25 protein-coding genes are annotated in these 25,481 nt (G+C 62.2%); 10 read left to right on the plus strand and 15 right to left on the minus strand.

The features are described 5' to 3' along the window. Positions 1 to 112: 112 nt before the first annotated feature. The gene (locus ACOQOT_RS01820) at positions 113 to 1,456 is read right to left on the minus strand and encodes an alanine/glycine:cation symporter family protein (RefSeq protein ID WP_420560683.1); all 1,344 of its coding nucleotides are present in this window, start codon (positions 1,454 to 1,456) and stop codon (positions 113 to 115) included. A gap of 24 nt (positions 1,457 to 1,480) precedes the next feature. Beyond that, positions 1,481 to 2,635: a DNA recombination protein RmuC gene (locus tag ACOQOT_RS01825; RefSeq protein ID WP_420560684.1), complete on the minus strand. Its 1,155-nt coding sequence runs from the start codon at positions 2,633 to 2,635 to the stop codon at positions 1,481 to 1,483. Between the two features lie 184 nt (positions 2,636 to 2,819). Between ACOQOT_RS01825 and def the strand changes: the two genes are divergently transcribed. The 3 genes from def to truA all read left to right on the plus strand — a co-directional run bounded on the left by def (position 2,820) and on the right by truA (position 5,089). Then, on the plus strand, positions 2,820 to 3,338 hold the full coding sequence (def, locus tag ACOQOT_RS01830) for a peptide deformylase (RefSeq protein WP_420560685.1): 519 nt from the start codon (positions 2,820 to 2,822) through the stop codon (positions 3,336 to 3,338). A gap of 63 nt (positions 3,339 to 3,401) precedes the next feature. After that, on the plus strand, positions 3,402 to 4,346 hold the full coding sequence (fmt, locus tag ACOQOT_RS01835; protein WP_420560686.1) for a methionyl-tRNA formyltransferase: 945 nt from the start codon (positions 3,402 to 3,404) through the stop codon (positions 4,344 to 4,346). Then, a complete protein-coding gene (gene truA, locus ACOQOT_RS01840; protein ID WP_420560687.1) occupies positions 4,346 to 5,089 on the plus strand; it encodes a tRNA pseudouridine(38-40) synthase TruA in 744 nt (247 codons plus the stop codon). Before fmt ends, truA begins: the two co-directional genes overlap by 1 nt. A 6-nt stretch (positions 5,090 to 5,095) precedes the next feature. Here the strand turns inward: truA and murI are convergent, their stop codons facing one another. The 11 genes from murI to rpmH form a co-directional block, all read right to left on the minus strand. Beyond that, positions 5,096 to 5,932 carry a glutamate racemase gene (gene murI, locus ACOQOT_RS01845; RefSeq protein WP_420560688.1) on the minus strand — a complete coding sequence of 279 codons (837 nt, stop codon included), beginning with the start codon at positions 5,930 to 5,932 and terminating at the stop codon, positions 5,096 to 5,098. Between the two features lie 35 nt (positions 5,933 to 5,967). After that, positions 5,968 to 6,555, minus strand: coding sequence for a hypothetical protein (locus ACOQOT_RS01850; RefSeq protein WP_420560689.1), 588 nt, complete (start codon positions 6,553 to 6,555; stop codon positions 5,968 to 5,970). 3 nt (positions 6,556 to 6,558) lie between these two features. Continuing rightward, positions 6,559 to 7,737: a succinyl-diaminopimelate desuccinylase gene (gene dapE / locus ACOQOT_RS01855; protein ID WP_420560690.1), complete on the minus strand. Its 1,179-nt coding sequence runs from the start codon at positions 7,735 to 7,737 to the stop codon at positions 6,559 to 6,561. A 219-nt stretch (positions 7,738 to 7,956) separates the two neighbouring features. Beyond that, the gene (dapD, locus tag ACOQOT_RS01860; protein WP_045446075.1) at positions 7,957 to 8,799 is read right to left on the minus strand and encodes a 2,3,4,5-tetrahydropyridine-2,6-dicarboxylate N-succinyltransferase; all 843 of its coding nucleotides are present in this window, start codon (positions 8,797 to 8,799) and stop codon (positions 7,957 to 7,959) included. A 117-nt stretch (positions 8,800 to 8,916) separates the two neighbouring features. Beyond that, positions 8,917 to 9,636, minus strand: a complete 720-nt coding sequence (locus tag ACOQOT_RS01865) for a pyrimidine 5'-nucleotidase (protein ID WP_420561891.1) — start codon at positions 9,634 to 9,636, stop codon at positions 8,917 to 8,919. Between the two features lie 91 nt (positions 9,637 to 9,727). Continuing rightward, positions 9,728 to 10,798, minus strand: a complete 1,071-nt coding sequence (locus tag ACOQOT_RS01870) for a DUF1036 domain-containing protein (RefSeq protein ID WP_420560691.1) — start codon at positions 10,796 to 10,798, stop codon at positions 9,728 to 9,730. 24 nt (positions 10,799 to 10,822) lie between these two features. After that, positions 10,823 to 11,737, minus strand: coding sequence for an acetylglutamate kinase (argB, locus tag ACOQOT_RS01875; RefSeq protein WP_420560692.1), 915 nt, complete (start codon positions 11,735 to 11,737; stop codon positions 10,823 to 10,825). 50 nt (positions 11,738 to 11,787) lie between these two features. After that, on the minus strand, positions 11,788 to 12,501 hold the full coding sequence (yihA, locus tag ACOQOT_RS01880) for a ribosome biogenesis GTP-binding protein YihA/YsxC (RefSeq protein WP_420560693.1): 714 nt from the start codon (positions 12,499 to 12,501) through the stop codon (positions 11,788 to 11,790). 4 nt (positions 12,502 to 12,505) lie between these two features. Beyond that, positions 12,506 to 14,314 carry a membrane protein insertase YidC gene (gene yidC, locus ACOQOT_RS01885; RefSeq protein WP_420560694.1) on the minus strand — a complete coding sequence of 603 codons (1,809 nt, stop codon included), beginning with the start codon at positions 14,312 to 14,314 and terminating at the stop codon, positions 12,506 to 12,508. Between the two features lie 8 nt (positions 14,315 to 14,322). After that, on the minus strand, positions 14,323 to 14,790 hold the full coding sequence (gene rnpA / locus ACOQOT_RS01890; protein ID WP_420560695.1) for a ribonuclease P protein component: 468 nt from the start codon (positions 14,788 to 14,790) through the stop codon (positions 14,323 to 14,325). A gap of 30 nt (positions 14,791 to 14,820) precedes the next feature. Then, positions 14,821 to 14,955, minus strand: a complete 135-nt coding sequence (gene rpmH / locus ACOQOT_RS01895) for a 50S ribosomal protein L34 (protein ID WP_045446061.1) — start codon at positions 14,953 to 14,955, stop codon at positions 14,821 to 14,823. Between the two features lie 392 nt (positions 14,956 to 15,347). Here rpmH and ACOQOT_RS01900 point away from each other — a divergent pair, with 392 nt between their 5' ends. The 5 genes from ACOQOT_RS01900 (at position 15,348) to ACOQOT_RS01920 (ending at position 21,101) form a co-directional block, all read left to right on the plus strand. Next, a complete protein-coding gene (locus ACOQOT_RS01900; RefSeq protein ID WP_420560696.1) occupies positions 15,348 to 16,223 on the plus strand; it encodes a DUF547 domain-containing protein in 876 nt (291 codons plus the stop codon). Beyond that, positions 16,220 to 16,987, plus strand: a complete 768-nt coding sequence (locus ACOQOT_RS01905) for a TVP38/TMEM64 family protein (RefSeq protein WP_420560697.1) — start codon at positions 16,220 to 16,222, stop codon at positions 16,985 to 16,987. Before ACOQOT_RS01900 ends, ACOQOT_RS01905 begins: the two co-directional genes overlap by 4 nt. A gap of 64 nt (positions 16,988 to 17,051) precedes the next feature. Further along, positions 17,052 to 18,482: a dihydrolipoyl dehydrogenase family protein gene (locus ACOQOT_RS01910; RefSeq protein WP_420560698.1), complete on the plus strand. Its 1,431-nt coding sequence runs from the start codon at positions 17,052 to 17,054 to the stop codon at positions 18,480 to 18,482. A 101-nt stretch (positions 18,483 to 18,583) separates the two neighbouring features. Next, positions 18,584 to 20,071: a sensor histidine kinase gene (locus ACOQOT_RS01915; RefSeq protein ID WP_420560699.1), complete on the plus strand. Its 1,488-nt coding sequence runs from the start codon at positions 18,584 to 18,586 to the stop codon at positions 20,069 to 20,071. Between the two features lie 10 nt (positions 20,072 to 20,081). Further along, the gene (locus ACOQOT_RS01920) at positions 20,082 to 21,101 is read left to right on the plus strand and encodes a glucokinase (protein ID WP_420560700.1); all 1,020 of its coding nucleotides are present in this window, start codon (positions 20,082 to 20,084) and stop codon (positions 21,099 to 21,101) included. Here ACOQOT_RS01920 and ggt read toward each other — a convergent pair. Continuing rightward, entirely contained in the window at positions 21,098 to 22,816 is a 1,719-nt protein-coding gene (gene ggt, locus ACOQOT_RS01925) for a gamma-glutamyltransferase (RefSeq protein ID WP_420560701.1), read from the minus strand. The genes ACOQOT_RS01920 and ggt overlap by 4 nt on opposite strands. A 208-nt stretch (positions 22,817 to 23,024) precedes the next feature. On the opposite strand from ggt, the gene ACOQOT_RS01930 reads away from it, so the two are divergent. Both ACOQOT_RS01930 and ACOQOT_RS01935 read left to right on the plus strand, forming a co-directional pair. Further along, complete coding sequence (locus tag ACOQOT_RS01930; RefSeq protein ID WP_420560702.1) at positions 23,025 to 23,606, plus strand: P1 family peptidase; 582 nt, start codon at positions 23,025 to 23,027, stop codon at positions 23,604 to 23,606. Next, positions 23,585 to 24,085, plus strand: coding sequence for a P1 family peptidase (locus ACOQOT_RS01935; RefSeq protein ID WP_420561892.1), 501 nt, complete (start codon positions 23,585 to 23,587; stop codon positions 24,083 to 24,085). Before ACOQOT_RS01930 ends, ACOQOT_RS01935 begins: the two co-directional genes overlap by 22 nt. Before the next feature lie 58 nt (positions 24,086 to 24,143). Here ACOQOT_RS01935 and ACOQOT_RS01940 read toward each other — a convergent pair whose 3' ends face one another. After that, positions 24,144 to 25,241 carry a hypothetical protein gene (locus ACOQOT_RS01940; RefSeq protein WP_420560703.1) on the minus strand — a complete coding sequence of 366 codons (1,098 nt, stop codon included), beginning with the start codon at positions 25,239 to 25,241 and terminating at the stop codon, positions 24,144 to 24,146. Between the last annotated feature and the right edge of the window lie 240 nt (positions 25,242 to 25,481).

Genomic DNA, 25,481 nt, shown 5'->3' on the forward strand with positions numbered 1-25,481 from the left:
TTTGTCGCAGCTGTCACCCCGGGTTTATCCCGGGGTCCATAAAGCACCTGCAACAAGGGCATGGACCCTCGGGTCAAGCCCGAGGGTGACGAGGAGGGGGGGAACCCCCTCCCTACTTCTTCGCGCGCCAATAGTCCCGTGTCAGGCGGAAAACCATCGGCCCCAGAATGAGCAGCCCGATCAGGTTCGGAATGGCCATCATGGCGTTCAGCGTATCGGCAAGGAGCCAGATGAATTCCAGCTTGATGACGGCCCCGACCGGGATCGCCAGCACCCAGAGTACCCGGTAAACCGGAATGGCCTTTTCCCCGAAAAGATATTCGACGCTCCGCTCACCGTAATATGACCAGCCGATAATGGTGGTGAAGGCGAAGACGGAAAGCGCGACCGCCACGATCTTGTCGCCATGCGGCAGGACGGATGCAAAGCCCGCGCTTGTCAGCTCCGCGCCGGTCAGCCCGCTCGTCCAAAGCCCGCTCGTAATAATGACGAGGCCGGTCATGGTGCAGACGATGATCGTGTCGAGGAACGTGCCGAGCATGGCGATATTACCTTGCTGCACCGGATCGTTGGTCTTGGCCGCCGCATGGGCGATGGCCGCCGAGCCGAGGCCCGCCTCGTTGGAAAAAATGCCGCGTGCCACACCGAACTGAATGGCCGCTGCAACGCCTGCCCCGGCAAAGCCGCCTGCCGCTGCCGCAGGTTCGAAGGCGTGGTGGAAGATCAGCGCAAAAGCATCCGGAATGACCGCTGCGTTGACGGTGAGGATGGCAACGCAGGAGCCCACATAAAGCACGATCATGGCGGGCACGAGCGCGCCTGCCACATCGCCGATGCGCTTGATGCCGCCGATAATGACGAAGCCGACGATCGCGGCGATGACGATGCCGGTGGCGAGCGGCGGCACGCCGAAGCTCGTCTCCATCGCAGCAGCGACGGAATTCGACTGCGTGCCGTTGCCGATGCCGAACCCGGCGGCGGCGGCGAAGAACGCAAAGAGCGGGGCCAGCAGTGCGCCGAGCCAGGGAATTTTCTTACCGACGCCGTTTTTCAAATAATACATCGGCCCGCCGACATGCCGCCCGCTTTCATCCGTTTCGCGGAACTGGATGGCGAGCACGGCTTCGGAATATTTCGTCGCCATGCCGACAAGCGCGATCATCCACATATAAAAAAGCGCGCCCGGCCCGCCGAGAAAGATTGCCGTGGCGACCCCTGCGATATTACCGGTGCCGACCGTGGCCGACAGCGCCGTCATCAGCGCCTTGAAAGGCACGATGTCGCCTTCGCCCTCGTGCTTTTTGAAAAGCAGTGAAAAGCCGTAGGGAATTTTCCGGATCGGAAAGAGCCGGAGCCCCACCGTCAGATAAAGCCCTGTGGCTGCCAGCAGCACCAGCATGGGCGGGCCCCAGACGATGCCATTGATATAGGAAACCCAGCTATTGATCAGTTCCATCAAGCCCCCCTCGCATGATGCGGATTATTCCCCGGCCAGAAGATCCCTCTGGCTGCGTGCCTCGCGCGGGCGCGCTTCTTCCAGCGCGTCGCGTTTGGCGTCTTCCAACTCGACCTCGGCAATCTGCTCGCCCTTGCGCACGATCTTCGCCGTCGAGGTCTCGATATCCTTGATGTCTTTCTCCGCCTGGCCGAAATGCTTTTTCAGATTGTCGACGCGGCTGTCCAGCCGCTCGACGTCTTTGAGCATCTTGGCGACCTCGTGCTGGATGATATGGGCATGCTCGCGCATCTCCGCGTCTTTCAGCACGGCGCGCACGGTGTTGAGCGTCGCCATCAGCGTGGTGGGTGAGACGATCCAGACTTTCTGTTTGAAACTCTGGTCCACCACATCGGCAAAGCTGGCGTGAAGCTCGGCATAAACGGCTTCGGAGGGCATGAACATCAGCGCGGAATCCGCCGTCTCGCCCGGCACGATATATTTCTCGGCAATGTCTTTGACGTGTTTGAGCACATCGCGCTTGAACTGGGCGGCGGCCTGTTTCTGCGTATGGGCATCGCTCGCATTGCGGATCGCGCGGTAACCGTCGAGCGGGAATTTCGCATCGATGACGATGGAGCCCGGCGGATTCGGCAAATGCAGGAGACAGTCCGCCCGCACGCCCGAGCGCAGCGTCGTTTGAAAGGCATAGGCATTGGGGGGCAGTGCATTGACGATAATATCGTTGAGCTGAATTTCCCCGAAAGCCCCGCGCGCCTGTTTGTTCGCCAGAATGTCCTGAAGGCCCACGACCTGGGTCGAGAGCTCGTTGAGGTTTTTCTGCGCCTGGTCGATCAGCGCCAGGCGCTCTTGAAGCTGGCCGAGGCTTTCCTGCGTCTTCTGGCTGGAATCGGTCAGGCTCTGGCCCATGCGCTGGCTGACCTGATCGAGCCGCTCGTTCAGCGTGCGGGTCAGGCTCTCCTGCGTGGCGTGCTGGCCCTCGGCCAGGCTTTGCAAGCGGCCGGTCAGCTCGGACTGAGCCTGGGCAAGGCGGGTCAGCTCGGCTTCCATCAATGCTTTAAGCGCTGCGCCTTCTTCCCTGCCGCCTTTGCCGAAAAAGCGCGCGGCAAAGAACCCGGCCAACACGGCAATGAGCACGGCGATCAGCGCAATCAAGATGTCAGGGCTGGAAAAATCCATGGATACCTCGAATTTCCGCCGACTATACATGATTCCGCCCGGCCCGCGCCTCTGCTGATATGCCGGGGCCCTTCCCATCAAAAAGCCGTGCGAAATGGCAAAACCCCAAGGAATAAAGGCAGTTAACCCTTAACGGGCCGGGCCCGCGCTTGACGGGGCGGGGCGGGGCGATTATTTCACCCTTATGGCCATCAGAGAAATCATCACCGCGCCCGACCCCCGCCTGAAGCAGGTCTCCAAGCCTGTCGAAAAGGTGGATGACGCCTTGCGCGCGCTGATGGACGACATGCTGGAGACCATGTATGCCGCGCCCGGCATCGGTCTTGCCGCCATTCAGGTGGGCGAGCCTTTGCGCGTCATCGTCATGGACCTTGCCCGCGAGGATGAAGAGCCGCAGCCGCGCTATTTCGTCAATCCAGAGATCACCTGGCGCTCGGAAGACAAAGCCGTTTACGAAGAAGGCTGCCTTTCCGTGCCCGAATATTACGAGGAAGTGGAGCGGCCCGCCGAGGCGACCGTGAAATTCCTCGATTATGACGGCAAGGAACAGGTGCTGGAATGCGACGGGCTGCTTGCCACCTGCATCCAGCATGAGATGGACCATCTGGAAGGGGTGCTGTTCATCGACTATCTCTCCCGCCTCAAGCGCGACCGGGCCATCAAAAAGGTCCAGAAACTGAAGCGCCACAAGGAACTGGCCTAAAGCCGCCTGGCCTTTGGGGGCCGCAGGCTTGCGGAGAGGCCCCGCCCGCGCTACTCACCTTTCATGAGCGCACTTCGTATCGCCTTTATGGGCACACCCGATTTTTCCGTCCCGGTGCTGGGCGAGCTTCTGGCCGCCGGTCATGAGGTCGTGGCCGTCTATTCCCAGCCGCCGCGCAAGGCCGGCCGGGGCATGGAAGAAAAGAAATCCCCCGTCCACCTCTTTGCCGAGGAAAACGGCATTGAGGTGCGCACGCCCCGTTCCCTGAAAGAGGCGGCCGAGCAGGAGGCGTTTGCCGCGCTTAATCTCGATGTGGCGGTGGTCGTCGCCTATGGGCTCATTCTGCCGCAAAAGGTGCTGGAGGCCCCGCGCCTCGGCTGTCTCAATCTCCATGCCTCGCTTTTGCCGCGCTGGCGGGGCGCCGCGCCCATTCAGCGCGCCATCATGGCGGGGGACGCGGAGACCGGCGTTATGGTCATGCAGATGGAAGCGGGCCTCGACACCGGCCCTGTGCTGCTGGCCGAGCATGTGCCCATCGGGCCGGAAGAGACGGCTGGCAGCCTTCATGACGAGCTTTCCCGCCGGGGCGCCGATTTGATGGTGCGCGCCCTTGCCGCCCTTTCAAGGGGTACGCTGGAAGCCACACCCCAGGCAGAAGAAGGCGTGACCTATGCCCATAAGATCGAAAAAGCCGAGGCGCGCATCGACTGGCAGCGCCCGGCCCGCGAACTCGATGCGCATATCAGGGGCCTGACGCCTTTCCCCGGCGCCTTTTTCGAGATGGCCCGCAAGGGCAAGAGCGAGCGGGTGAAAGTTTTGAGAGCCCGGCCCCTGGAAGACCTAAGTAGCGGCAAGGGCGAGCCCGGCACGGTGCTGGAGGGGCTCACCATTGCCTGCGGCGAGGGCGCATTGCGGCTCCTTGAAGTCCAGCGGGCGGGCAAGGGCGCGGTGAGCGCGGAAGAGTTTCTGCGCGGCTTTCCCTTGCAAAAAGGCGAAAGGCTCGCCTGATGCCCCGCTATAAGCTCACCGTTGAATATGACGGCACGCATTTTAACGGCTGGCAGTCCCAGGCGGACCGGCGCGCGGTGCAGGATGCGCTGAGCGCGGCCATCGAAGGCTTTTGCGGCGAAAAGGTTACGGTCTTCGGGGCGGGGCGCACGGATTCAGGTGTCCATGCCCTGGGCCAGGTCGCCCATATCGATCTTGAAAAAGAGGCGCCCCCGGACAAGCTGCGCGATGCGGTGAACTTTCATTTAAAGCCCCATGCGGTGGCGGTGCTTGCTGCGGAACAAGTCGGCGAGGATTTCGATGCCCGCTTTTCCGCAAGGCGGCGGCATTACAGCTACCGCATCATCAACCGCCGCGCACCCTTGACCGTGGATAAAGACCGCGCCTGGCTCGTCCATGCGCCGCTCGATGCAGGCGCCATGCATGAGGCGGGGCAGGTGCTCATCGGCAAACATGACTTTACGACCTTCCGCTCCGCCCATTGCCAGGCGAAATCGCCGGTCAAGACGATGGACGAGGTGTCGGTCTCCCGCTATGGCGAAGAAATCGAGATCGTCTGCCGGGCGCGCTCGTTCCTGCACAATCAGGTCCGCTCGATTGTGGGCTCACTGAAACAGGTCGGCGAGGGGCGCTGGAGCGCGGCGGATATGCGCCGGGCATTGGAGGCAGCCGACCGGGCCGCCTGCGGGCCCGTCGCCCCGCCCCAAGGGCTTTATCTTTTTCAGGTCGATTACGAAGATTGAGGCGGCTTAGGCGGGCGCCGGTTTCAGATCCACCAGCTCGACATTTTCCGGCTCGATCGCCTCTCCGAAAAAGACGCTGCCCACCCGGGCGAAACGTTCGGGCGAATCCGTCGCCATGAAGCGCACAATGCTTTTCTCGTCCGCTGGCGCATGGGCAAGGCCCTTGTCCTCAAGCGTGGCGGCAACGGCGCGCGCGGTGGTGGCGGCGGAATCGACCAGCGTAACTTTATCGCCCAGCACCTGGCCGATGGCCGGCGCCAGAACGGGAAAATGCGTGCAGCCGAGCACCAGCGTGTCCGGCACTTCACCGCCGTCAGGGAAAAGCGGCAGGAGATAGCGCTTCACCGCGCCTTCGGTAACCTCGCCGTCCGTCCAGCCTTCCTCGGCCAGCGCCACGAAAAGCGGGCAGGCAAGCTGCGTGACTTCCGCATCCTTGTTCAGTGCGTGGATGGCGCGCTCATATGCCCCGCCTTTGACGGTGCTTTCCGTGGCGATAACGGCGATATGCCCGTTCTTCGTTGCCGCGCAGCCGGCCTCGGCGCCCGGTTCCACCACGCCGATAACGGGGAGGGGGCGGAGCGCGCCTGAAAGGGGTTCGAGCGCGACGGAGGAGGCGGTATTGCAGGCGATCACCACGAGCTTCACATCGTGGCTCATGAGGAGCTGCACGGCTTGCAGCGCATAAGCGCGCACGGTCTCCGCGCTCTTGGTGCCATAGGGAAGGCGGGCCGTGTCGCCGAGATAAACGAGGTCTTCACCCGGCAGCGCCGCGCGCAAGGCTTTAAGGACGGTGAGCCCGCCCATGCCGGAATCGAAAACGCCGATCGGCCTGTTATCACTCATGAAGCCCGTCCCCCGGAATGCTTTAGAAGGAAGCCTTAAAAGAATGCCGCGCCTATGGCGAACTCGACCATGATTTCGGTCCCGATATCAAGCAGGACGATGCCTGCCGCAAGCCCCGCGCCCCGGCCAAGAGCGGTCAGCGCAATTTTCCAGCGGTACCAGAGAACGCCGAGCAAGAGGAAGAGATGAATGAAGGTCACCCCTTCCTTCGGCAGCATGCCGACGCTGAAAAGAAGGAAGGGAAAGGAAATCGCGGCCAGCACCGGCAGGCTCGCCCAATTATAGGCGATGATGTATTGGGCGTAGCTGCGCGTGATGGCGAAGGGCCGCGCTAGAATGCCAAGCACCACCGGAAAGACGATCCAGGAAAGCGCCGCGCTTAAAAATTGGGAGATGAGAAAGCCGTTTTTATCGAGCGCCAGCGTCACTTCCGGCGTTTCGGAAATGATGCGCCATTCCGCCGTCGTGATCAGCAGGTAGAAGGGCAGGGCGGGAATGAACGCGAAGAAGGAGCGGAAAAAAGCCTCGGTGCTCACCTCGAAATGGCGCATGGCGTTTTCATCGCCAAGGGCAATGCCGATGGCACCGCGCAGCGCTTGAAGCATTTCATCGAGGCTTGGCATGGGTCATGTTCCGAAATAGCCGCGCAGCACCGCTTCGTAAATATCGGTCAGCTGCTCGATATCTTTGACCGCAATGTGCTCGTCCACCTTGTGCATGCTCTGGCTGACAAGGCCGAATTCGATGACCCGCGCATGGTTCTTGATAAACCGCGCATCCGACGTTCCGCCGGAGGTGGAAAGCTCAGGCGCCCGGCCTGTGACTTTTTCGACGGCGCCGGCAACGATATCGGACAGCCTGCCCGGCGCGGTGAGGAACGCATCGCCGCTTTTCTTGAAGACGAGATCGTAGCTGCCGCCCATCTCCTGACACACTTTGTCGAGGACGCCGCGCACCAGCACTTCAAGCCCTTCGGCGGTTTGCAGATCGTTGAAGCGGATATTGAAATGGGCGCGCACTTCCGCCGGAATGACGTTGGTCGCGCTGTTGCCGACATCGACCGTGGTGATTTCCAGATTGGAGGGCTGGAAATGCTCGGTGCCTTCATCGAGCTTGAGGCCGGCCAAAGCCGAGAGCATCGCCGCCATGCGCGGCACGGGATTGTCGGCAAGGTGCGGGTAAGCGACATGGCCCTGCGCGCCGTAAGCGGTGAGCCAGCCATTGACCGAGCCGCGCCGGCCGATCTTGATCATATCGCCAAGGGCGCGCGGGTTTGTCGGCTCACCGACCAGACAGTCGTCGATCACCTCGCCATGGGCCGCACACCAGTCCAGCATCTTCTGCGTGCCGTTGACGGCCGGGCCTTCCTCATCGCCGGTGATGAGAAAGGAAATCGAGCCTTTGGGCGCGCCCTCTTTCAAAACACGCTCGGCGGCGGCGGCAAAAGCGGCAATCGCGCTTTTCATATCCGTGGCCCCGCGCCCGAAAAGCACGCCGTCCCGGATTTCCCCGCCGAAGGGATCGGCGCTCCAGGCCGCTTCATCGCCGACCGGCACCACATCCGTGTGTCCGGCAAAACAGAAATTCGGGCCTTCCGTGCCGATGCGGGCATAAAGATTGTCTACATCCGGCGTCCCCTCGTCGGAAAAGGGCAGGCGCGTACAGATAAAGCCCAGCGCCTCAAGGCGCGCCTGCAATAAATCGAGCGCGCCGCCTTCTTCAGGGGTGACGGAGGGGCAGCGGATCAGTTCGGCGGCAAAAGCGACCGGATCGAGGGGCTGCGAAGGGGAAGATGCCTGTGCCATGCCCTCGGATGTAGCCGGTGGCAGGCGGGGCGTCAATTCAGGCGTTGGGGTGGCAGCTGCAAATGAATGGTGTCACCCCGGGCTTGTCCCGGGGTCCATAAGGCCTTTCAGCGCCCACAGGCTTTTGTGGATCCCGGCACGGGGGCCGGGATGACAGCCGGATGTGATGCGGCTTTGCGCCGGATGGGAACGGCGGTTCCCCCCTAAGTTCCTAGTGCCTCAGTCGCGCAGAAGCTCGTTCGGGGAGGTTTTGGCGCGGGTTTTCTCGTCCACTGTCTTCACGATGACGGCGCAGTAAAGGCTGGGGCCCGGCGTGCCGTCGGGAAGCGGTTTGCCCGGCAGCGAGCCCGGCACCACGACGGAGAAGGGCGGCACTTCGCCCATATGCACTTCGCCCGTCTCGCGGTTGATGATCTTCGTCGAGGCGGTGATGAAAACGCCCATGGAAAGCACCGAGCCTTCGCGCACCACCACGCCTTCGGCGACTTCCGAGCGCGCGCCGATGAAGCAATTGTCCTCGATGATCACGGGGCCAGCCTGCAGCGGCTCCAGGACGCCGCCAATGCCCGCGCCGCCGGAAATATGCACATGCTTGCCGATCTGCGCGCAGGAGCCGACCGTCGCCCAGGTGTCGACCATCGTGCCTTCATCCACATAGGCGCCGAGATTGACGAAGGAGGGCATCAAAACGACGCCGGGCGCGATATAGGCCGAGCGGCGCACGACGCAGTTCGGCACGGCGCGGAAACCGGCGGCCGTGAACTGATTGGCGCCCCAGCCTTCGAATTTGGAGGGGACTTTGTCCCACCAGGTTGTGTTCTCGCCGGGCCCGCCCTTGATGGGCTCCATCGCGTTGAGGCGGAAGGAGAGCAGCACGGCCTTTTTCAGCCACTGATTGACGGTCCAGTCCTTGCCGGATTTTTCCGCAACGCGCGCCTCGCCTTTGTCGAGCAGATTGAGCGCTTCTTCTACCGCCTCGCGCACCTCGCCTTGCGTGGAGGTCGAAATCGTGTCGCGGGCTTCGAAAGCCTCTTCGATGACGGATTTAAGGTCGGCGCTCATGAAGATGTCCTTTGCTCGGCATGGGGATCGGCGGGCAAGATAGCGGCCTGCCCCGATCTGTCAACAAAGGAGGAAAAGGGTGGGCGCGCCGCGGGAGAGCGGGCCTCAAAGCGTTTCTCACAGCGTTTCGAGGAAATCTTCCAGCGCGTCGGTGACGTGATGGACATGGGGGCCGTCCGCCCCTTCGTGGGCGAGCTTTTCATGGCGGGCGGCTTCCGGGTGAAGCGGCGGGCGCACCCAGACCGTCGTCATGCCGAGCGTGTGGGGCACTTCGAGATTGCGGGCGATATCCTCGAACATCGCCGCGCGCAGGGGCTCGGTGCCGCTCAGTTCTAAAAACCGGTCATAGGCGGCGGCATGGGGTTTGGGCGCATAGCCGAGCGCCTCGATCCCGTAAAACTCGTCGAAATGGTCCGTGAGCCCGAGCTGGCCCGTCACATTCAGCGCATGGCCGCGGCTGCCATTGGTCAGGACGAGCTTGCGTCCCTTCAGCCGGTCGATGGCTTTGGAAAGGCGCTTATTGGCCTCCAGCATCGAAACGTCGATATCATGCACATAATCGAGAAAAGCTTCCGGCTTCATGCCGTGCTCTTTCATCAGCCCGTTCAGGGTCGTGCCGTGCTCGACGTAATAAAGCTTCTGGATGCGGCGCGCTTCCACGCGGTCGACCTGCAGATAATCGGCAATGAAGGCGCTCATGCGCTGATCGACCTGCGCGAAAAGATTGCAGCGCGAGGGATAAAGCGTGTTGTCGAGATCGAAAATCCAGGTATCGACATGGGAAAAGTCCGGGCTCGCTTGCCGGTTTTCCAGAACGCTTTCAGGCTCGTTCAACATGTCGCTCACTTAAATCTCCAGACGGGAGGCTTAAAAGAAAAATGGGGCGTGGGCGGGGCGTTGCAAGCCCCGCGCTTTCAAGGCACAGGTTTTAAGGCGCAGGGGCCGTCAGCGTTTCCTGCCAGATCAGCTTTTCGCCCGTATCGATCCGTTTGAAACCCGTCGTGTCGAGCCCGCGCTCCACGCAGCGCTCGCGGCCCTGGATTTGAAAGCGGGTCGGTTTGGTGCAGAAGGGCGCATCGCCGCCCCAGATCAGCTCGCGCCCGCCGATAACGGGAATGAGCCCGTTTTCATCCACCGCTTCCGCATAAGTGAAATAGTCGCGTTTCTTGAGCTGGCCTTTGATCGCTTTCTCGCAGGCGCCCGGCTCCACGCGGATCCAGCCGCTCGATTCCGGCCCCCGGTCGGTCTCGTAGCCGACCGCCGCCCAGACGAGATATTCGGTCTGATTGCAGAAGGAGAGTCCTGCTTTGCGCTGGTTCTGCTCGGCCCCGGCGATGAGCTGGTCGAAAAGCGCATCGGAAATATCGCCGTCCGGCTTCACATTGATCGAGCGCTGAAACGACATGATGGCGCGGGTCGTGTTGCGCCCGTCATAACCGTCCACCCGGTTCAGCTTGTACTCATTGTCGATGAGAAGGCGCTGAGTGCCTGCGATCTTCGCCTGTTTGATGGAATAATCGCGCGGCTCGGAGAAGGTCGTCGTCCAGTCCTTGCCCGGTTTCGTGTCCACCTTGGTGAAGTGATGGGCGTCATAGCCCCGCGCCACGCAGGTCTCCCGTCCCTCGATCAGAAAATCGCCGGGCACGGTGCAGAAGCGCTCATTGCCGCTGAAATATTTCGTGCCGCCTTTATGTGCCGCGATGGAGCGGGCAAAGACGTAATACATGTCCTCGGTAATGTCGCCGCGCAGCACCGGCGCGCAATTGCCGGGCAGGATCTGGTGCCAGCCCTGGCTTTTCCATTCCCCGTCCGACTGATAGGCGATGGCGCTTTTGAGCACATAGCTCGTCGCATTGCAGAATTTGTAATCGGCCTTGGCGGGTGCGGCGGCAAGAAAGAGAAAGGAAACGGCAAGCGCGAAGGCCGCAGCAATAGAGCCCGCCAAAGAAAGGCGGGGCCGTGCTGCGCTTTCATTCGGATATGCCGCCGATCTTCCCATGCCGTTTGCCACCCTTTACGCGGTTTATTCGATCAGCGTGCCGGCGCCATGCTCGGTCAGGAGCTCGAGCAACACCACATGAGGCACGCGCCCATCGACGATCACGACCGCTTCCACACCCTTTTCCACGGATTCGATGCAGGTTTCGAGTTTCGGAATCATGCCGCCGGAAATCGTGCCGTCTTTCATCAGGGCCTCGGCCTCGGCAACGGTCAGGCGCTGAATGAGCTTGCCGTCCTTGCCGAGCACGCCGCGCACATCCGTCAGCAGCAAGAGCCGCTTGGCGTTCATGGCGCCGGCAATGGCGCCCGCCGCCGTGTCGGCGTTGATGTTATAGGTGTCGCCTTCCTCGCTCACCCCGATGGGGGCGATGACGGGAATGATATCCGAGGCGATGATGGTCTGCAGGATTTCCGGATTGACCCGGTGCGGCTCGCCCACGAAACCGAGATCGAGAATCTTTTCGATATTCGATTCGGGATCGTGGATTTTGTGGTCGAGCTTGCGCGCGACGATCAGGTTGCCGTCCTTGCCGCAAAGCCCCACGGCCTTGCCGCCTGCCTGATTGAGCGCGCCGACGATCTGCTTGTTGATGGAGCCGGCCAGCACCATTTCCACGATCTCGACCGTGCTCTTGTCGGTGATCCTGAGGCCGCTCGCAAATTCGCTTTCGATATTGAGCCGCTTCAGCATGGAGCCGATCTGCGGTCCCCCGCCATGAACGACGATGGGGTTCACGCCGGCCTGCTTCAAAAGCACGATGTCGCGAGCGAATTTCGCGGCGAGACCGGCATCCCCCATGGCATGGCCGCCATATTTCACGACCACGGTGCGCTTGTCATAGCGCTGCATGTAGGGAAGCGCTTCGGAGAGAATGCGGGCCCGGTCGAGCCAGGCCTCGCTGAGAGCTTCCGTCGTGTCTTTGATCTTCTCGCCCATGCGCGCTCTGCCTTGTTCGTTCGAACTTGCCTACCCTTATAACCGAGCCGTCAGCGCTCTGCCAGCGCCGAGCCCATATCCAGATCCGGCACGAGCGCGGTGATATGCGCGCGCAGTTCCGCGATCCCGTCCTTGGTGACGGAGGAGGTGGCAATGACTTCCGGGTGGGCGGCCGGGTGCTTTTTCAGCTCGGCGGCCGTCGCCTCCACAACCTTTTTCAGCTCGGAGGGTTTCAGCTTGTCGGTCTTGGTCAGCACCGCAAGATAGGAAACGGCTGCTTTGTCGAGCAGGCTCATCACTTCCCGGTCGTTGGGTTTGACGCCGTGGCGGGAATCGATGAGCAGGATGACCCGGTGCAAATTCGCCCGGCCCTGAAGGTAGGACATGACAAGGTCGGTCCAGGCTTCCACGCGGGTTTTCGTTTCGCGCGCATAGCCATAGCCCGGCAGGTCGACGAGATAGAGCGCCGGGCCCTCGCCGCTTTCGGTATGGGGTCCGAGGCGGAAATAATTGAGCTCTTTCGTGCGCCCCGGCGTGTTGGAGGTGCGTGCCAGCGTCTTGCGCCCGGTCAGCGCATTTACAAGGCTCGACTTGCCGACATTGGAGCGCCCCGCAAAAGCGACTTCGGGCAAGTCCATGGGCGGCAATTGCTTCATGGACACAACGCCCAGAAGAAAGTCGCAGGCCTGGGCAAAGAGCCAGCGGCCCTGTTCCAGATAGGCGGCGTGTGCCGCCTTGTCTTCCGGGCCGCCTTCCCCTTCCATCGCTCTAGCTCTTCGTCTGATCGTCGGCTTCTTTCTTGCCGAGCAGTTTTTCGAGGCCGAGATTGTTGAACAGCTCGATCTTCACACCGTTGCGCCGCATGATCACACCCTGCTGCAGGACCGAGAGGAAGTTGTTCCAGGCCCAGTAGATGACGAGACCAGCCGGGAAACCCGCAAGCACGAAGGTAAAGATGATCGGCATCCAGGCGAAGATCTTCTGCTGCATGGGATCGGCAGGGGCCGGGTTCATCTTCATCTGAACGAACATGGTAATGCCCATCAGGATCGGCCAGACGCCGAGCATGAGGAAGCTGGGCGGGTCCCAAGGGATAAGGCCGAAGAGATTGAAGATCGTCGTCGGGTCCGGTGCGGACAGGTCCTGAATCCAGCCGAAGAAAGGCGCGTGCCGCATTTCGATCGTCACGAACAGCACTTTGTAGAGTGAGAAGAAGACCGGGATCTGAATGAGGATCGGCAGGCAGCCGGCCAGCGGATTGACCTTCTCTTTCTTGTAAAGCTCCATCAGCTCCTGCTGCTGCTTCATCTTGTCGTCTTTGTACTTCTCGCGCAGGTTTTCCATTTCCGGCTGAAGTTTCTTCATCTTGCTCATCGCTTCATAGGAGCGGTTGGCAAGCGGGAAGAAAACGAGCTTGATGAGCACGGTGATGATGAGAATGGAGATGCCGAAATTGCCCGTGAGGCCGGCAAAGAAATCGAGACCGATAAAGAGCGGCTTGGTGAGGAAGTAGAACCAGCCCCAGTCGATCAGAAGATCGAGCTTGAAGATGCCCGCTGCGTCATAAGCATCGACGATGCTCACCACCTTGGCGCCCGCGAAAATTTGCGAGCTGACCGAGGAAGAGCCGCCGGCGGGGATGGTCACGCCGTCCAGAAGATAATCGGCCTGGAAGGTTTCCGAACCCCCGGACTTGTTTTCGCTGAACCGGCCCTTGAAGGCGGCATCCTGCGGCGGCACGAGCACGGCGGCCCAATATTTGTCGGTAATGCCGAGCCAGCCGCCGGCTTTGGCTTCCTGCGAGACGTCGCCGTCTTCAATCAGGTCGTCATAATCGACTTCCGAAAGACCGTCCTGGCCGAAAACGCCGATCAGGCCTTCATGCAGAATGTAATAGCCTGAGGTTTCCGGCAGGCCGTAGCGGCGCACGAGGCCGTAAGGGTAAAGCGTGACCGGCTGGCTGCCCGCGTTGGCGACCGACTGCGTGACGGTAAAGAGGTAGTTCTCATCGACGCTGATGGTGCGGCGGAAGGTGAGGCCCTGGCCGTTTTTCCAGACAAGCGTGACCGGGCTTTCCGGGGTCAGCGTGCCGCCTTCTTCCAGCGACCAGACCGTGTCTTTGTTGGGGAGGGCAATGCCTGCGCCGCCCGCTGCCGTCCAGCCTTGCTCGGCGAAATAGGCGCCCGGCGTGCCCAGCGGGCTGAAGAGCACGATCTCGTCGGAAGAAGTGTCCACCGTCTCGTGGTAATTGCGCAAAAGCAAATCATCGAAGCGCGCGCCTTTCAGCAGGATCGAGCCGCCGAGCTTCGGCGTGTCGATGGCAACGCGCGGCCCGCTTGTTACGGCCGTGGCGCGGTCCACCTCGCCGGTAATGCCGCCGCTGCCCGGCAGGCCCGGCGTGCCCGTGCCTTGAACGGCGGGCAGGTTGCCGCTTTCGCTTGCCCCTTCCTGAGCCTGCAGCGCTTCCTGGCGGGCCTGCTCTTCGGCGACCCGCGGCTCGACAATGAAATATTGCCAGGCCAGCAAAACACCCATCGACAAGGCGATAGCAATGATGAGGTTGCGATTGTCGGACATGGAAACGCCTACTCTTTGGGTTGCGGCTTGGATGGTGTAGCGGCTTGGCTTTCGACAGCTTCGGCCTGAACGTGAACAGGGCGCGTCCCGCGCGGGGAGGCCCCCCGTTTTGCCCCGTGGACCCGGGCAAGCGCAAGGTGCAAATCGTTCAGCAGCGCGCTATAGGGCCGGGTAATCGTTCCCTTGCGCCCGATCAGCACATAATCGAAGCCGTTTTTCCCCGCTGTGGGCAAAACGTCGCGCGCCGCAGCCCGCAGCCGGCGCTTGGCCCGGTTCCGGATCACGGCATTGCCGACTTTTTTTGTAACGGTAAATCCGACGCGCATGTCTTCGCGCTTTTCGCCGCTTTCATCCAGCTCTTGGCGGGCCAGTTCATGGCGAGACCGCGCGCGTGCCTGCAGGACAAGGCCGGGAGCGGCCCATTTGTGCCCTTTGGCGGCGCTTAGAAAGTCGCGGCGTTTCCTGAGACGGTCCATGAGGCACCTCTCGGAGGCCGCGCCGGCCGATTAGGCTGACAGGCGCTTGCGGCCTTTGGCGCGGCGGGAGGCCAGGACCTTGCGGCCGTTCTTCGTGGCCATGCGGGCCCGGAAACCATGACGGCGCTTGCGGACAAGGCGGCTAGGTTGATACGTCCGTTTCACGGCTCTTCTCCGGCATGTTGGGGCCCGCCTTTACCGGCGGCTGCCCGGATACCGCCACCGGCTTTCCGGCGGGCATCCTGAATAGAAAAAACAAGCCGCAGACGGATGTCGCGGCAAGACTGGGGCGGTGTATAGGCAAATGTGCGGGGGAAGTCAACGGGAGGCCGGCACGCGCGCCAAAAATTCGGCGAAAAGCGGCATTGGGCGGAAAGGCCTCGCCCAAACCAACGTCAAAAGGTTAGGGGCCTTTCCCAAGGACGGCGGCGCTCTACCGTTCACTCCTGGTGAAATCAAGTCACGTATCCGTGAGACGGCGGTGGATTCTGTCCCCGGCGCTGTATGTATGCCTCAAGATGGCGTATTTGCCCCGAAAGCGTAAGCAGGTTCCCAATATGAGCAAAAACCGATATTTCCCTTATGGCCGCTTATCCGGCGCGCTTATGGGGTTCTTCGCGGCGGCGCTGCTGGTATCCGCGCCCGCCCGCGCAGAAGAGGCCTGGCAGGAATGGACGGCATTTGAGGAGGCAAGCCAGATGAGTGTCGACCATGGGGCTTGGGCGAAACTGCTCAAGAAATACGTCAAATCCCGCAAAAAAGGCCCGAATCTGGTCGATTATGCCGGGCTGAAGGCGAATGAGGCCGATAAAGCCGCGCTCGATGCCTATGTGGCGGGGCTGGAGGCCGTTACCGTCTCTGAGTTGAACCGGGATGAGCAATACGCCTATTGGGCGAATCTCTACAACGCGCTGACCGTCAAAGTTGTAACCGAGCATTATCCGGTGGAGAGCATCAAGGATATCGGGATCTCGCCCGGTTTCTTCTCGACCGGGCCCTGGAAGGCGAAGCTTCTGACCATCGAAGGGCGCAAAGTGTCGCTCGACGATATCGAGCACCGCATTTTGCGGCCGATCTGGAAGGACCCGCGCACTCACTACGTCCTGAACTGCGCCTCGATCGGCTGCCCGGACCTGCCTCTTACGCCGCTCGACCCGGCAAAGCTGGGCAAGCAGCTCGACGCGGCGGCCAAGGCCTATATCTCGGCGGAGCGCGGCGCGCGCTTTGAGGAGGGGCGGCTCATCCTTTCCAGCATCTATGACTGGTATGGCAGCGATTTCGGCGGCAAGCCCGCCGCCATCATCGCGCATCTGAAGGAATTCGCGCCGGCGGCGCTGAAAGCTAAGCTCGAAGCAACAAGCCGGATCTATGATTATGAATATGACTGGTCGCTCAATGAATGGCGCGGCGATGACAAAGAGGCAGATGAATGAGCGGCGCACCTGAAACCATCCCGGAAGAGCCTTCCGCCCCGCAGGTCAAGAAATCGGTTTTCAAAAGGCTCCTGCCTTTGCTCATTCTGGGCGCAGGGCTTGCGGCTTTCTTCGGCCTCGGGCTGAACGACTATGTCAGCCTCGATACGCTGCGCGATAACCGCGAGGCGCTGGGCGCCTGGGTCGCGGCCAATCTGGCACTGGCCGTTGGCATCTATGTGCTGGCTTACGCCCTCTCCACCGCCTTTTCGCTGCCCACGGGCGCGCTTCTGACGCTGACGGGCGGCTTCCTCTTCGGCACCTGGCTCGGCGGCTTTCTGACCGTGATCGGCGCAACGATCGGCGCGAGCGTGGTCTTCCTTGCCGCGAAAACCGCGCTTGGCGATGTGCTTCGAGCAAAAGCGGGCGGCGCGATCCGCAAGATGGAGGAAGGCTTCCGCGAGAACGCCTTCAATTATCTTCTTGTGCTGCGCCTTGTGCCGCTCTTTCCCTTCTTCGTGGTCAATCTCGCCCCGGCCTTTCTCGGCGTGCCGCTGCGCACTTATGTGGCCGCGACCTTTATCGGCATCATTCCGGGCACTTTCGTCTATGCCAGCGTCGGCAACGGGCTCGGCGCGATTTTCGCCGCGGGCCAGGAACCCGATCTCGGCATCATTTTCAAGCCGGAAGTGCTGGGCCCCATCGTGGCGCTGGCCGCGCTCTCGCTGGTGCCGGTCTTCTATAAAAAGATCAAGGCGCGCAGTGCGGGCAAGGCCGGAGCCTGAACGCCTGCCTTTGCTTTCTTCACGATATTCTCCGTAAACGAATAGTTCTGGAAAAGGTCTGGGAATGACGGAAACGATCAAGACGGATATTTGCGTGATCGGCGCGGGCTCGGGCGGCCTTTCGGTGGCCGCGGGCGCGGTGCAGATGGGCATGGGCGTGGTGCTGATCGAGCGCGGCAAAATGGGCGGTGATTGCCTGAACTATGGCTGCGTGCCCTCCAAGGCCCTGCTTGCCGCCGGCAAACAGGCGCATGCGATGGGCAAGGGCGAGGTTTTCGGCATCAAGCCGGTAGTGCCCGAGATCGACTTCGCCAAAGTGCATGATCATGTGCACGGCGTGATCGGCGCCATCGAGCCTAATGATTCCGTCGAACGGTTCGAAGGGCTGGGCGTCAATGTCATCCAGGGCGCGGCCCGTTTCATCGACGAAAAGACGGTGGAGGCGGATGGCAAGCGTGTGAGCGCGCGCCGTTTCGTGGTGGCGACGGGGTCTTCCGCTGCGGTGCCGCCGATCCCCGGCCTTGAAAGCGTGCCCTATCTGACGAACGAGACGATTTTCGAGCGCAAGGAAGCGCCGGAGCATCTGCTCATCATCGGCGGCGGGCCCATTGGCATGGAAATGGCGCAGGCCCACCGGCGTCTCGGCGCCGAGGTGACGGTGATCGAAGCCTTTAAGGTACTCGGCAAGGACGATCCGGAACTGGCCGCCATCGTCGTTGCGCAGCTGCGCAAGGAAGGTATTGCGATCCGCGAAGGCATCGGCATCGAGCGGGTGGAAAAAGACGGTGAGGGCATTGCCGTCCTCCTGAAAGGTGAAGAGGGCAAACCGGGCGAACGTCTCACCGGCTCGCATCTTCTGGTCGCCGCGGGCCGAAAGCCCAATGTGGACGAGCTCGATCTTGAAAATGCCGGTATCGAGTTCGACAAGCGCGGCATCAAGGTCGATGCGCGGCTGCGCACCTCCAACAAGAAGATCTTTGCGATTGGCGATGTGACGGGCGGTCTGCAATTTACCCATGTCGCGGGCTATCATGCAGGCATCGTCATCCGGAACGCGCTCTTTAAGATTCCGGCCAAGGCCGATCACTCCAATGTGCCCTGGGTGACTTATACGGACCCGGAACTTGCCCATATCGGGCTGACGGAAGAAGAGGCGCGCGGCAAATACGGCAAGGTTGAAGTGCTGCGCTGGCCGCTTGCCGAAAACGACCGGGCGCAAGCCGAGCGGCGCATCGAAGGCATGGCGAAACTCATCGCCGATTCCCATGGGCGCATTCTGGGCGCGAGCATTGTAGGGCCGAATGCGGGCGATCTGCTGCAGCCATTGGTGCTGGCCAAAGCGAACGGGCTGAAAATCTCGGCGCTCGCCAGCGTCATCGCGCCTTATCCGACCATGACCGAAGTGAGCAAGCGGGCGGCGGGCAGTTTCTACACCCCGACGCTTTACAGCACGAAGACGCGTCTTCTCGTCCGTTTCCTCAAGCTCTTCGGTTAAATTGTCCTGCCGGAAGACGCGTCAGTCTTTTGGCAAAAGGCGCGCAATCGCTGTATAAGAGGGGGCCGGGCATTGGGCGCCGGCAGGCAAGTGGGCGCGGCATGGGGACAGAGGACCCGGAAAAAAAGCCAGAAAAGACGACCGGCGGGAGCAAGAGCTTTGCCGGTCCGGGCGGCTTTGCGGCGCGTTATTCGCGGTCCCTCTCTTCCCAGCTTCTGCTTTTGACCGTCATTTTCGTGATGGCGGCGGAAGTGCTGATCTTTTTTCCCTCCATCGCCAATTTCCGGTTGAACTGGCTCGAGCAGCGCCTCGCCAATGCTCAGATCGCGACGCTGGCGCTGGAGGCGACGCCGGACAACATGGTCTCGAGCGCGCTGCAGCTTGAGCTTCTTAAAAATGCCGAAGCCTATGCCATCGTCCTGCACCGCGATGCCACGCGCCGTCTCATTCTGACAAAAGATAACCTGCCGGAAATCGATGCGGGCTATGACACACGCGAGCGCTTTGCCCCGGTGCTGATCTGGGATGCGCTGGAGGTGCTCTTTGCCGGAGACGGGCGTACGATCCGCGTCATCGGCGAGCCGCGTTTTATGGGCGGTGATGTGATCGATCTGGTGATCGATGAAACACCGCTGCGCCAAGCGATGATCGGCTACGGCATCAATATTTTCACGCTTTCGCTGGTGATTTCCGTCATCACGGCGGGGCTTCTCTTCTTTGCGCTCAACCGCTTTCTGGTGCGCCCGCTCCGGCGGATTTCGGAAAACATGGTGGCTTTCCGCGAAAAGCCCGAAGACATTCGCCGCGTCATCACCGCTTCGGGGCGGCGCGATGAGATCGGGGTGGCCGAAAGCGAGCTTGAAGCGATGCAGCGGCAGATCCGCTCCACGCTGAACCAGCAGGCGCGCCTTGCCGCGCTCGGCGGCGCGGTGAGCAAGATCAATCACGACCTGCGCAATATTTTGACCAATGCGCAGCTCATTTCCGACCGTATTGCCGGGGTGAGCGATCCGACGGTGCAAAAGCTCGGGCCCCGGCTTTTCGGCTCCATCGACCGGGCGATCGATCTTTGCGAAAAGACGCTGAAATTCGGCAAGGCCGAAGAAGACCCGCCGGAGCGGCGTTTCTTCCTGCTCGCCAATCTCATGGAAGAGCTCAGAAGCGCTTCCGGGCTCGATGATGAAGCGCGCATTGCCTTTGTCTGTGACGTGCCGAAGGATTTGCGCATCCATGCGGACCCCGATCAGCTTTTCCGTATCTTGCTCAATCTCGTGCGCAACGCTGCTCAGGCGCTGCAAGGCGGCGACGGCGAGATCAAGGTGCGGGCCTGGCTCGAGGAAGACGACAAAGTCGAGATCGAAGTCTGGGACAATGGGCCCGGCTTGCCGGAGCGGGCGCGCAAACATCTCTTCCAGGCCTTTGCGGGTTCGGCGCGCGCGGGCGGCACGGGGCTCGGTCTGGCCATTTGCGCCGAACTGGCCGAGGCGCATGGCGGCAAGCTGATGCTGATGGAAAGCGTGCCGGGCAAGACGGTGTTCCGCGTCTGCATTCCCCAGGACACCGCCGCAATCAAGCTGGCCGCCCAGTGATGGAGCGCGTGTGAGCGGCAAGGGCATATCCGGCGATCTTATTCTGGGAGATATTGGCGGCACCTATGCGCGGCTCCTGCGCGTGCCTGCGGACTTTCAGGATGAGGCGGGCGAGTTGCCCGCGCCTGCACTTTTCGAGCTTTCCAATTTCAAAGATGCCGAGGCATTGCTCGGCGCGTTTCTGGAAAGCGTGCCGAAGGAAGGACCGCTTGCCGCCATCGCGCTTTGCGCGGCAGGTCCGCTGGAAGGGGAAGGCTGGGCGGCCTCCATCCACATGACGAACACGCCCTGGTCGCTTTCGGCGGAAGCGATGGGCACGCGCTTCGGCGCGCCGGTGCTGCTGCTCAACGATTTCACGGCCTGCGTGCTCGGCCTGCCGGATCTGCGCCCCGGTGATCTGGAGCCGATTGGGGACGGGGTGCCAGAAAAAGGGCGCCCGCTGGCCGCCATGGGCCCCGGCACCGGGCTCGGCACGGCGGCGCTTTTGCCGCAAGGGGAAAACTGGGTGGCGCTGCCCGGCGAGGGCGGGCAAACCAGTCTGTGCGCGGTCAGCGAGGAAGAACGCGCGCTTCTCGATCATCTATCCCGCGAGGGGACGGGGCCGGGCGGGCATGTTGCCGCCGAACATATTCTCTCAGGTTCCGGCATCGTGCGGCTTTATAAAGCGCTTGCGGCATTGGCAGGTGCCGCCGCCCCGCTTGCCAGCGCGGCCGAGATTGCGGCATCGGCGGAAGAGGGTGATGCGCTGGCCGTGCACACGCTTTCCTGTTTTTCAGGCTGGCTTGGCGCCATGGCGGGCGATCTCGCGCTTACTTATTGGGCGGCAGGCGGTTTTTATTTGGCAGGCGGGGTCTTGCCGAAGCTTGGCCGCCATTTCGACCGGGCGCTCTTTCGCGCGCGCTTCGAGGCGAAGGGCGTCTTCACGCCGCATCTGGCGCGCATGCCCGTCTATCTCATCAAGGGGCAAAACCCTGCATTCTCCGGGCTCGCCCGCGCCGCCCGCATGGGGCTTGCCGCGCGCGCAGATTAAGGGCGCCCTTCAAGCACAATGCCCTCGCGCCGGGGATCGGCGGCGCCTTCCAGGCCTTGCGGCGTTTTGCGGATACCGTGTAGCCCGCTTGTCAGCTCGCGTACCAGCACCCGGTGCCCGAGATTTTGAAGGTCTGCCTCGATCCCCTCGAGCGGCGTTCCTTCTTCCAGTTCCGTCGCCCCGTTGCGGTTCACATGGCGGGGCAGCGCGATGGCCGCTTGCATGTCCATCTCCCAATCGAGCAGCGCGATCAGCGACTGCGTCACATAGGTGATGATGCGGCTGCCGCCGGGCGAGCCGATGGCGGCATAGAACGCGCCCTCCCGGTCGAAAACCATGGAAGGGGACATGGATGAGCGCGGGCGCTTGCCGGGCGCTACGGCATTGGCGACGGGCACCCCGTCGATTTCCGGCAGGAAGGAAAAGTCGGTGAGCTCGTTATTGAGAAAGAAACCGCCCGCCATCAGATGGCTGCCGAAGGGCCCTTCGATGGAAGCGGTCATGGAGACGACATTGCCCCAGCGGTCCGTCAGGCTGAAATGGGTGGTGGAAGGCCGGGAGACGGACTGGTTGGGCGCGAGGGAGGCGCTCGCCTGCGGCGGTGTGCCCGCTACCGCCTTGCCCATGGAAGCGGACATGTCGATAAGTTTTGCCCGCTCGGCGAGATAGTTTTTATCGAGCATGCCGGTGACGGGCACATCGACGAAGGCCGGATCGCCGATATAGGTGTCGCGGTCGGCATAAGCAAGGCGCGAGGCTTCGGAGATGAGGTGCACGGCTTCCACGCTGCCGGGCTCTAGCGCGGCCACATCGAAATTTTCAAGAATACCGAGAATCTGAAGGCTGGTGAGCCCGCCCGAGGTGCTGGGCCCCATGCCGCAAACTTTATAGATGCGGTAGGCAAGGCAGACCGGATCGCGCTTGATGGGTTTATAGGCGCGCAGATCGCTCATCGAAAGCGTGCCGGCGCGGGTGGGCGCGCCGCGCACGGCAAGCACGATCTCCTGCGCGACATCGCCGCTGTAAAAAGTTTGCGGGTCCTTTTGCACAAGGCGCAGGGTTTTCGCATAGGCCGGGTTTTTGAGAAGCGTTCCTGCGGGATGCGGCACCAGCTCTCCGGCGCCGTTTTGCGTAAAGAAATAATCCCGCGCGGCGGGAATGTTCGGCAAGGCAGGCGACCAGTCGATCAGCGCGGCAAGGCGCGGGGAGACGATGAAACCTTCTTCGGCAAGTTTGAGCGCCGGTTCGAAAAGCCGCGCCCAGGGCAGGCGTCCGTGATCCTTGTGCGCCATATGCAGCATGGCAACGACGCCCGGCACACCGACCGATTCCCCGCTCACCACCGCTTCGATGAAGGGGCGCGGATTGCCGCCCGCATCGACAAAGACATCCGGCGTGATGCCGGCAGGCGCGGTTTCGCGTCCGTCATAGGTTTCGAGCCTTTCGGCGCGCGCGTCCCAATGAAGCAGATAGGCCCCGCCGCCGAGCCCGGAGGATTGCGGCTCGACCAAGGTGAGCACGGCTTCGACGGCGATGGCCGCATCGATGGCGCTGCCGCCTTCTTCCAGAATCTCGATGGCCGCTTTTGTCGCGTAAGGATTGGCGGTGCTTGCCATGAAGGGCTGTTCTTCGGCCCGCAGCAAAAACCAGCCGGCAACAGCCAGAACAAGGGCGGCAAGAATGGCCGCGGCGGGAATGATTTTTTGTTGCTGCATGAATGTGCCCCTGCTTGCCCTTTTCGGGTGTGCCGTGCGCCGTGCGGGAAAACTATACGCCATATAAGAAGTGCCGTCGAAACCGCCAGACTAATGTGCCGATCAATTCTGCAAACCTGGCCGAAAGTTCGGTAATAAGGCGCCTCTTCTTGTAATTGACCTCTTGGAAGGCGCTCTTTAGCGTGCCCTTTCACCTGAAGGAGGCGATATGCCGGACGGAAACGAGGCGGAAAAGAGCCGGCAGGTCATCAAGCCGGGACCGCGCAATCTGATTACCGATATCAAGGGCCTTGCTGTCGGCCAGGCGGAAGATGCGCGCGTGCGTACCGGCGTTACCGTGATCTTGCCAGACAGGCGCGTGACGGCCGGCGTCAGCGTGATGGGCGGCGGGCCGGGCACGCGGGAGACCGATGCGCTCGATCCCGACCGGCTGGTGGAGGAAGTGGACGGGGTTGTCCTTTCCGGCGGCTCTTCTTACGGGCTTGATGCGGCGGGCGGCGCGGCGAACTGGCTGGGCGCGCGCGGGCGCGGCTTTCAGATGGGCGCCTCGCCGAAAGTTTCTCCCGTTGTGCCTGCCGCGATCCTGTTCGATCTGACGAATGGCGGCGACAAGGAGTGGGGCGAGGAGCCGCCCTATCATGCGCTGGGGCGGGCGGCCTGCCAGAACGCTGAAGAGAATGCGGCAAAAGGGCAGAGCCAGACCTTTACGCTGGGCGCGGCGGGGCGGGGGCGGGGCTCGGCGCGCTTGCCGGTTCCGCGCGCGGCGGCATCGGCTCCGTATCCGCGGTAACCCCTGATGGGCTGCAGGTCGGCGCGCTGATCGCGGTCAATGCTTTCGGCTCTGCTTTCATTCCCGGCACGCAGCAGTTCTGGGCTGCGCCCTATGAGCTTGGCGGCGAGTTCGGCGGGCGGGGCTGGCCCCGCAACATGGCGCCCCTCTCGGCGCTGCATCCTTTCGAGGCGACAAAGGCGGCGGGCGCGGTGCCGCCCGCGCCTGGAACCAACACGACCATTGGCGTGATCGCCACGAATGCGCGCCTGACCCAGGCCGAATGCAAACGGGTTGCCTTGATGGGCCAGGACGGCATGGCGCGCGCGCTGCGCCCCATTCATACACCTGTCGACGGCGACACGCTTTTCGTGCTGGCGACGGGCGAGCATGAATTGCCGGAGGAGATGCGCCCGCTGGCGCTTGCCGCGCTCGGCTCCATTGCCGCCGACTGCGTGGCCCGCGCCATTGCCCGCGGGGTTTATGAGGCAAATAAATAAGCGGCAATAAAAAAGGCCGGTGCGGGCACCGGCCTTTCTTCAACTCATGTCTTTCGCCTTAGCGCACGAAGATGCGCACTTCGTTGGTGCTGACATCGGCGCTGGTGGTCGAGGAAATCTGCACCCGGTCGGCGGGCAGGCCCATATCGCTCATGGACTGGAAAACTTTCTCTGCGTTCTTGCGGCTTTGCGACTGGGCAAGCTGCGTATTCGCCGCCGTGCCGCCGCCGGCCGCCACGGCAAGCACCGTGAACTCGGAAGCCGGGCGCCGTTCGAGCGCCTGAGAAAGCGCGGTATATAGCGCGCGCTCATATTCCACATCCGGGCGGTCGAAACGGATCACCACAAGCGGCGGTGTGCCGGAGGGAATGGCGTTGCTGCGACCGGCGGAAACCGGCTGGGCCGTGACATTGCTGACGCCGGAGGCGAGCGGGCGGCCGAAGAGCTGGCCGCGCTTGATGGCGTTGGAGAGTGTCGTCAGGTTCGAGCGCTCATTCGCCAGATAGGTCGTCTGGCGGGCGATATCCTGGCGCAGCTCGCTCAGCAATTTGTTGATGAGCACGACGGTCTGGTTCGTGTCCACCTGCAGCCGTTCCAGCTGGCGGTGGTCCTGATCGACGGCGCCGGAAAGGCCGAATGTCGCCTGCGTCGTGTCGAGCAGATAATTGGAGGTCGCGGCATCGCCGGCAATCTCGTTCGACAGTGAAGTCATGTTGTTGACGTCACGGGCGATCTGGTCGAGCTGCGACTGGGAAAGGTTCCAGGCCTGCACGAGCTGCGGGTTGCCGGGCGTGGTGCCGACCTGCAGTTTGGCTTCGATGCCGGCTTTGGTGGTGTGATAGGCCTCGGCATGGGCGCGGGTTTCGGCGCGCACCTGCTCGAGACGGGCGCTATGGGCCTCGATCTGCGATTGCAGAGAGGCAAGTTCGGAGCGGATCTGGCCGACTTTCTGGCCGACGGCGGTGTTGCTCGTCGCGCCGGTGCCGACGGATAGGCCGGAAATCTGGGTATCGCCGAGCGGCGGCGGGTTTTGCGTCTGCGTCTGGCTGGTTTCCACGTCATCGCCGGAAACGGCCGGCCAGAGCACTTCATCGGCAAAGGAACAGCCGCCAAGCGCGAGGAAAGAACTCGCTGCCAGAACCTTTAGGCTTGTCATGACCCGGTGGCCGAAAGAAGGGCCGTAAGAGGAGGGGCCGTGGGGGGAGGTCTGCCTCGACATATTTTTTAAACCCGCATCTTGAGTGACTGCCTTGCTCCACAAGCGGCCCGGCCCGTCTTCAAAGCAGCATCTCCTGCAAGGAGCGCTGCCTTTAAACCGGCCCGGAACGCGCGCATGGGCGCATCGGTGGCGCATCGGTTCGGCGCATCTGTTTTAGCCTTTACGGGGAAAACGCTT

Source organism: Tepidicaulis sp., from assembly GCF_965222285.1.
GTDB lineage: Bacteria > Pseudomonadota > Alphaproteobacteria > Parvibaculales > Parvibaculaceae > Tepidicaulis.

What these genes read in the sequence shown, in the direction of transcription:
- dapE (WP_420560690.1), bottom strand. Translation starts at nt 7,737, where the DNA reads ATGGCACAGGCATCTTCCCCTTCGCAGCCCCTCGATCCGGTCGCTTTT.
- ACOQOT_RS01825 (WP_420560684.1), bottom strand. Translation starts at nt 2,635, where the DNA reads ATGGATTTTTCCAGCCCTGACATCTTGATTGCGCTGATCGCCGTGCTC.
- ACOQOT_RS01940 (WP_420560703.1), bottom strand. Translation starts at nt 25,241, where the DNA reads ATGACAAGCCTAAAGGTTCTGGCAGCGAGTTCTTTCCTCGCGCTTGGC.
- truA (WP_420560687.1), top strand. Translation starts at nt 4,346, where the DNA reads ATGCCCCGCTATAAGCTCACCGTTGAATATGACGGCACGCATTTTAAC.
- yihA (WP_420560693.1), bottom strand. Translation starts at nt 12,501, where the DNA reads ATGGAAGGGGAAGGCGGCCCGGAAGACAAGGCGGCACACGCCGCCTAT.
- ACOQOT_RS01900 (WP_420560696.1), top strand. Translation starts at nt 15,348, where the DNA reads ATGAGCAAAAACCGATATTTCCCTTATGGCCGCTTATCCGGCGCGCTT.
- ACOQOT_RS01915 (WP_420560699.1), top strand. Translation starts at nt 18,584, where the DNA reads ATGGGGACAGAGGACCCGGAAAAAAAGCCAGAAAAGACGACCGGCGGG.
- argB (WP_420560692.1), bottom strand. Translation starts at nt 11,737, where the DNA reads ATGGGCGAGAAGATCAAAGACACGACGGAAGCTCTCAGCGAGGCCTGG.
- ACOQOT_RS01870 (WP_420560691.1), bottom strand. Translation starts at nt 10,798, where the DNA reads ATGGGAAGATCGGCGGCATATCCGAATGAAAGCGCAGCACGGCCCCGC.
- yidC (WP_420560694.1), bottom strand. Translation starts at nt 14,314, where the DNA reads ATGTCCGACAATCGCAACCTCATCATTGCTATCGCCTTGTCGATGGGT.
- ACOQOT_RS01930 (WP_420560702.1), top strand. Translation starts at nt 23,025, where the DNA reads ATGCCGGACGGAAACGAGGCGGAAAAGAGCCGGCAGGTCATCAAGCCG.
- rnpA (WP_420560695.1), bottom strand. Translation starts at nt 14,790, where the DNA reads ATGGACCGTCTCAGGAAACGCCGCGACTTTCTAAGCGCCGCCAAAGGG.
- ACOQOT_RS01820 (WP_420560683.1), bottom strand. Translation starts at nt 1,456, where the DNA reads ATGGAACTGATCAATAGCTGGGTTTCCTATATCAATGGCATCGTCTGG.
- ACOQOT_RS01850 (WP_420560689.1), bottom strand. Translation starts at nt 6,555, where the DNA reads ATGCCAAGCCTCGATGAAATGCTTCAAGCGCTGCGCGGTGCCATCGGC.
- def (WP_420560685.1), top strand. Translation starts at nt 2,820, where the DNA reads ATGGCCATCAGAGAAATCATCACCGCGCCCGACCCCCGCCTGAAGCAG.
- ACOQOT_RS01905 (WP_420560697.1), top strand. Translation starts at nt 16,220, where the DNA reads ATGAGCGGCGCACCTGAAACCATCCCGGAAGAGCCTTCCGCCCCGCAG.
- fmt (WP_420560686.1), top strand. Translation starts at nt 3,402, where the DNA reads ATGAGCGCACTTCGTATCGCCTTTATGGGCACACCCGATTTTTCCGTC.
- murI (WP_420560688.1), bottom strand. Translation starts at nt 5,932, where the DNA reads ATGAGTGATAACAGGCCGATCGGCGTTTTCGATTCCGGCATGGGCGGG.
- ACOQOT_RS01910 (WP_420560698.1), top strand. Translation starts at nt 17,052, where the DNA reads ATGACGGAAACGATCAAGACGGATATTTGCGTGATCGGCGCGGGCTCG.
- dapD (WP_045446075.1), bottom strand. Translation starts at nt 8,799, where the DNA reads ATGAGCGCCGACCTTAAATCCGTCATCGAAGAGGCTTTCGAAGCCCGC.
- ACOQOT_RS01865 (WP_420561891.1), bottom strand. Translation starts at nt 9,636, where the DNA reads ATGTTGAACGAGCCTGAAAGCGTTCTGGAAAACCGGCAAGCGAGCCCG.
- ggt (WP_420560701.1), bottom strand. Translation starts at nt 22,816, where the DNA reads ATGCAGCAACAAAAAATCATTCCCGCCGCGGCCATTCTTGCCGCCCTT.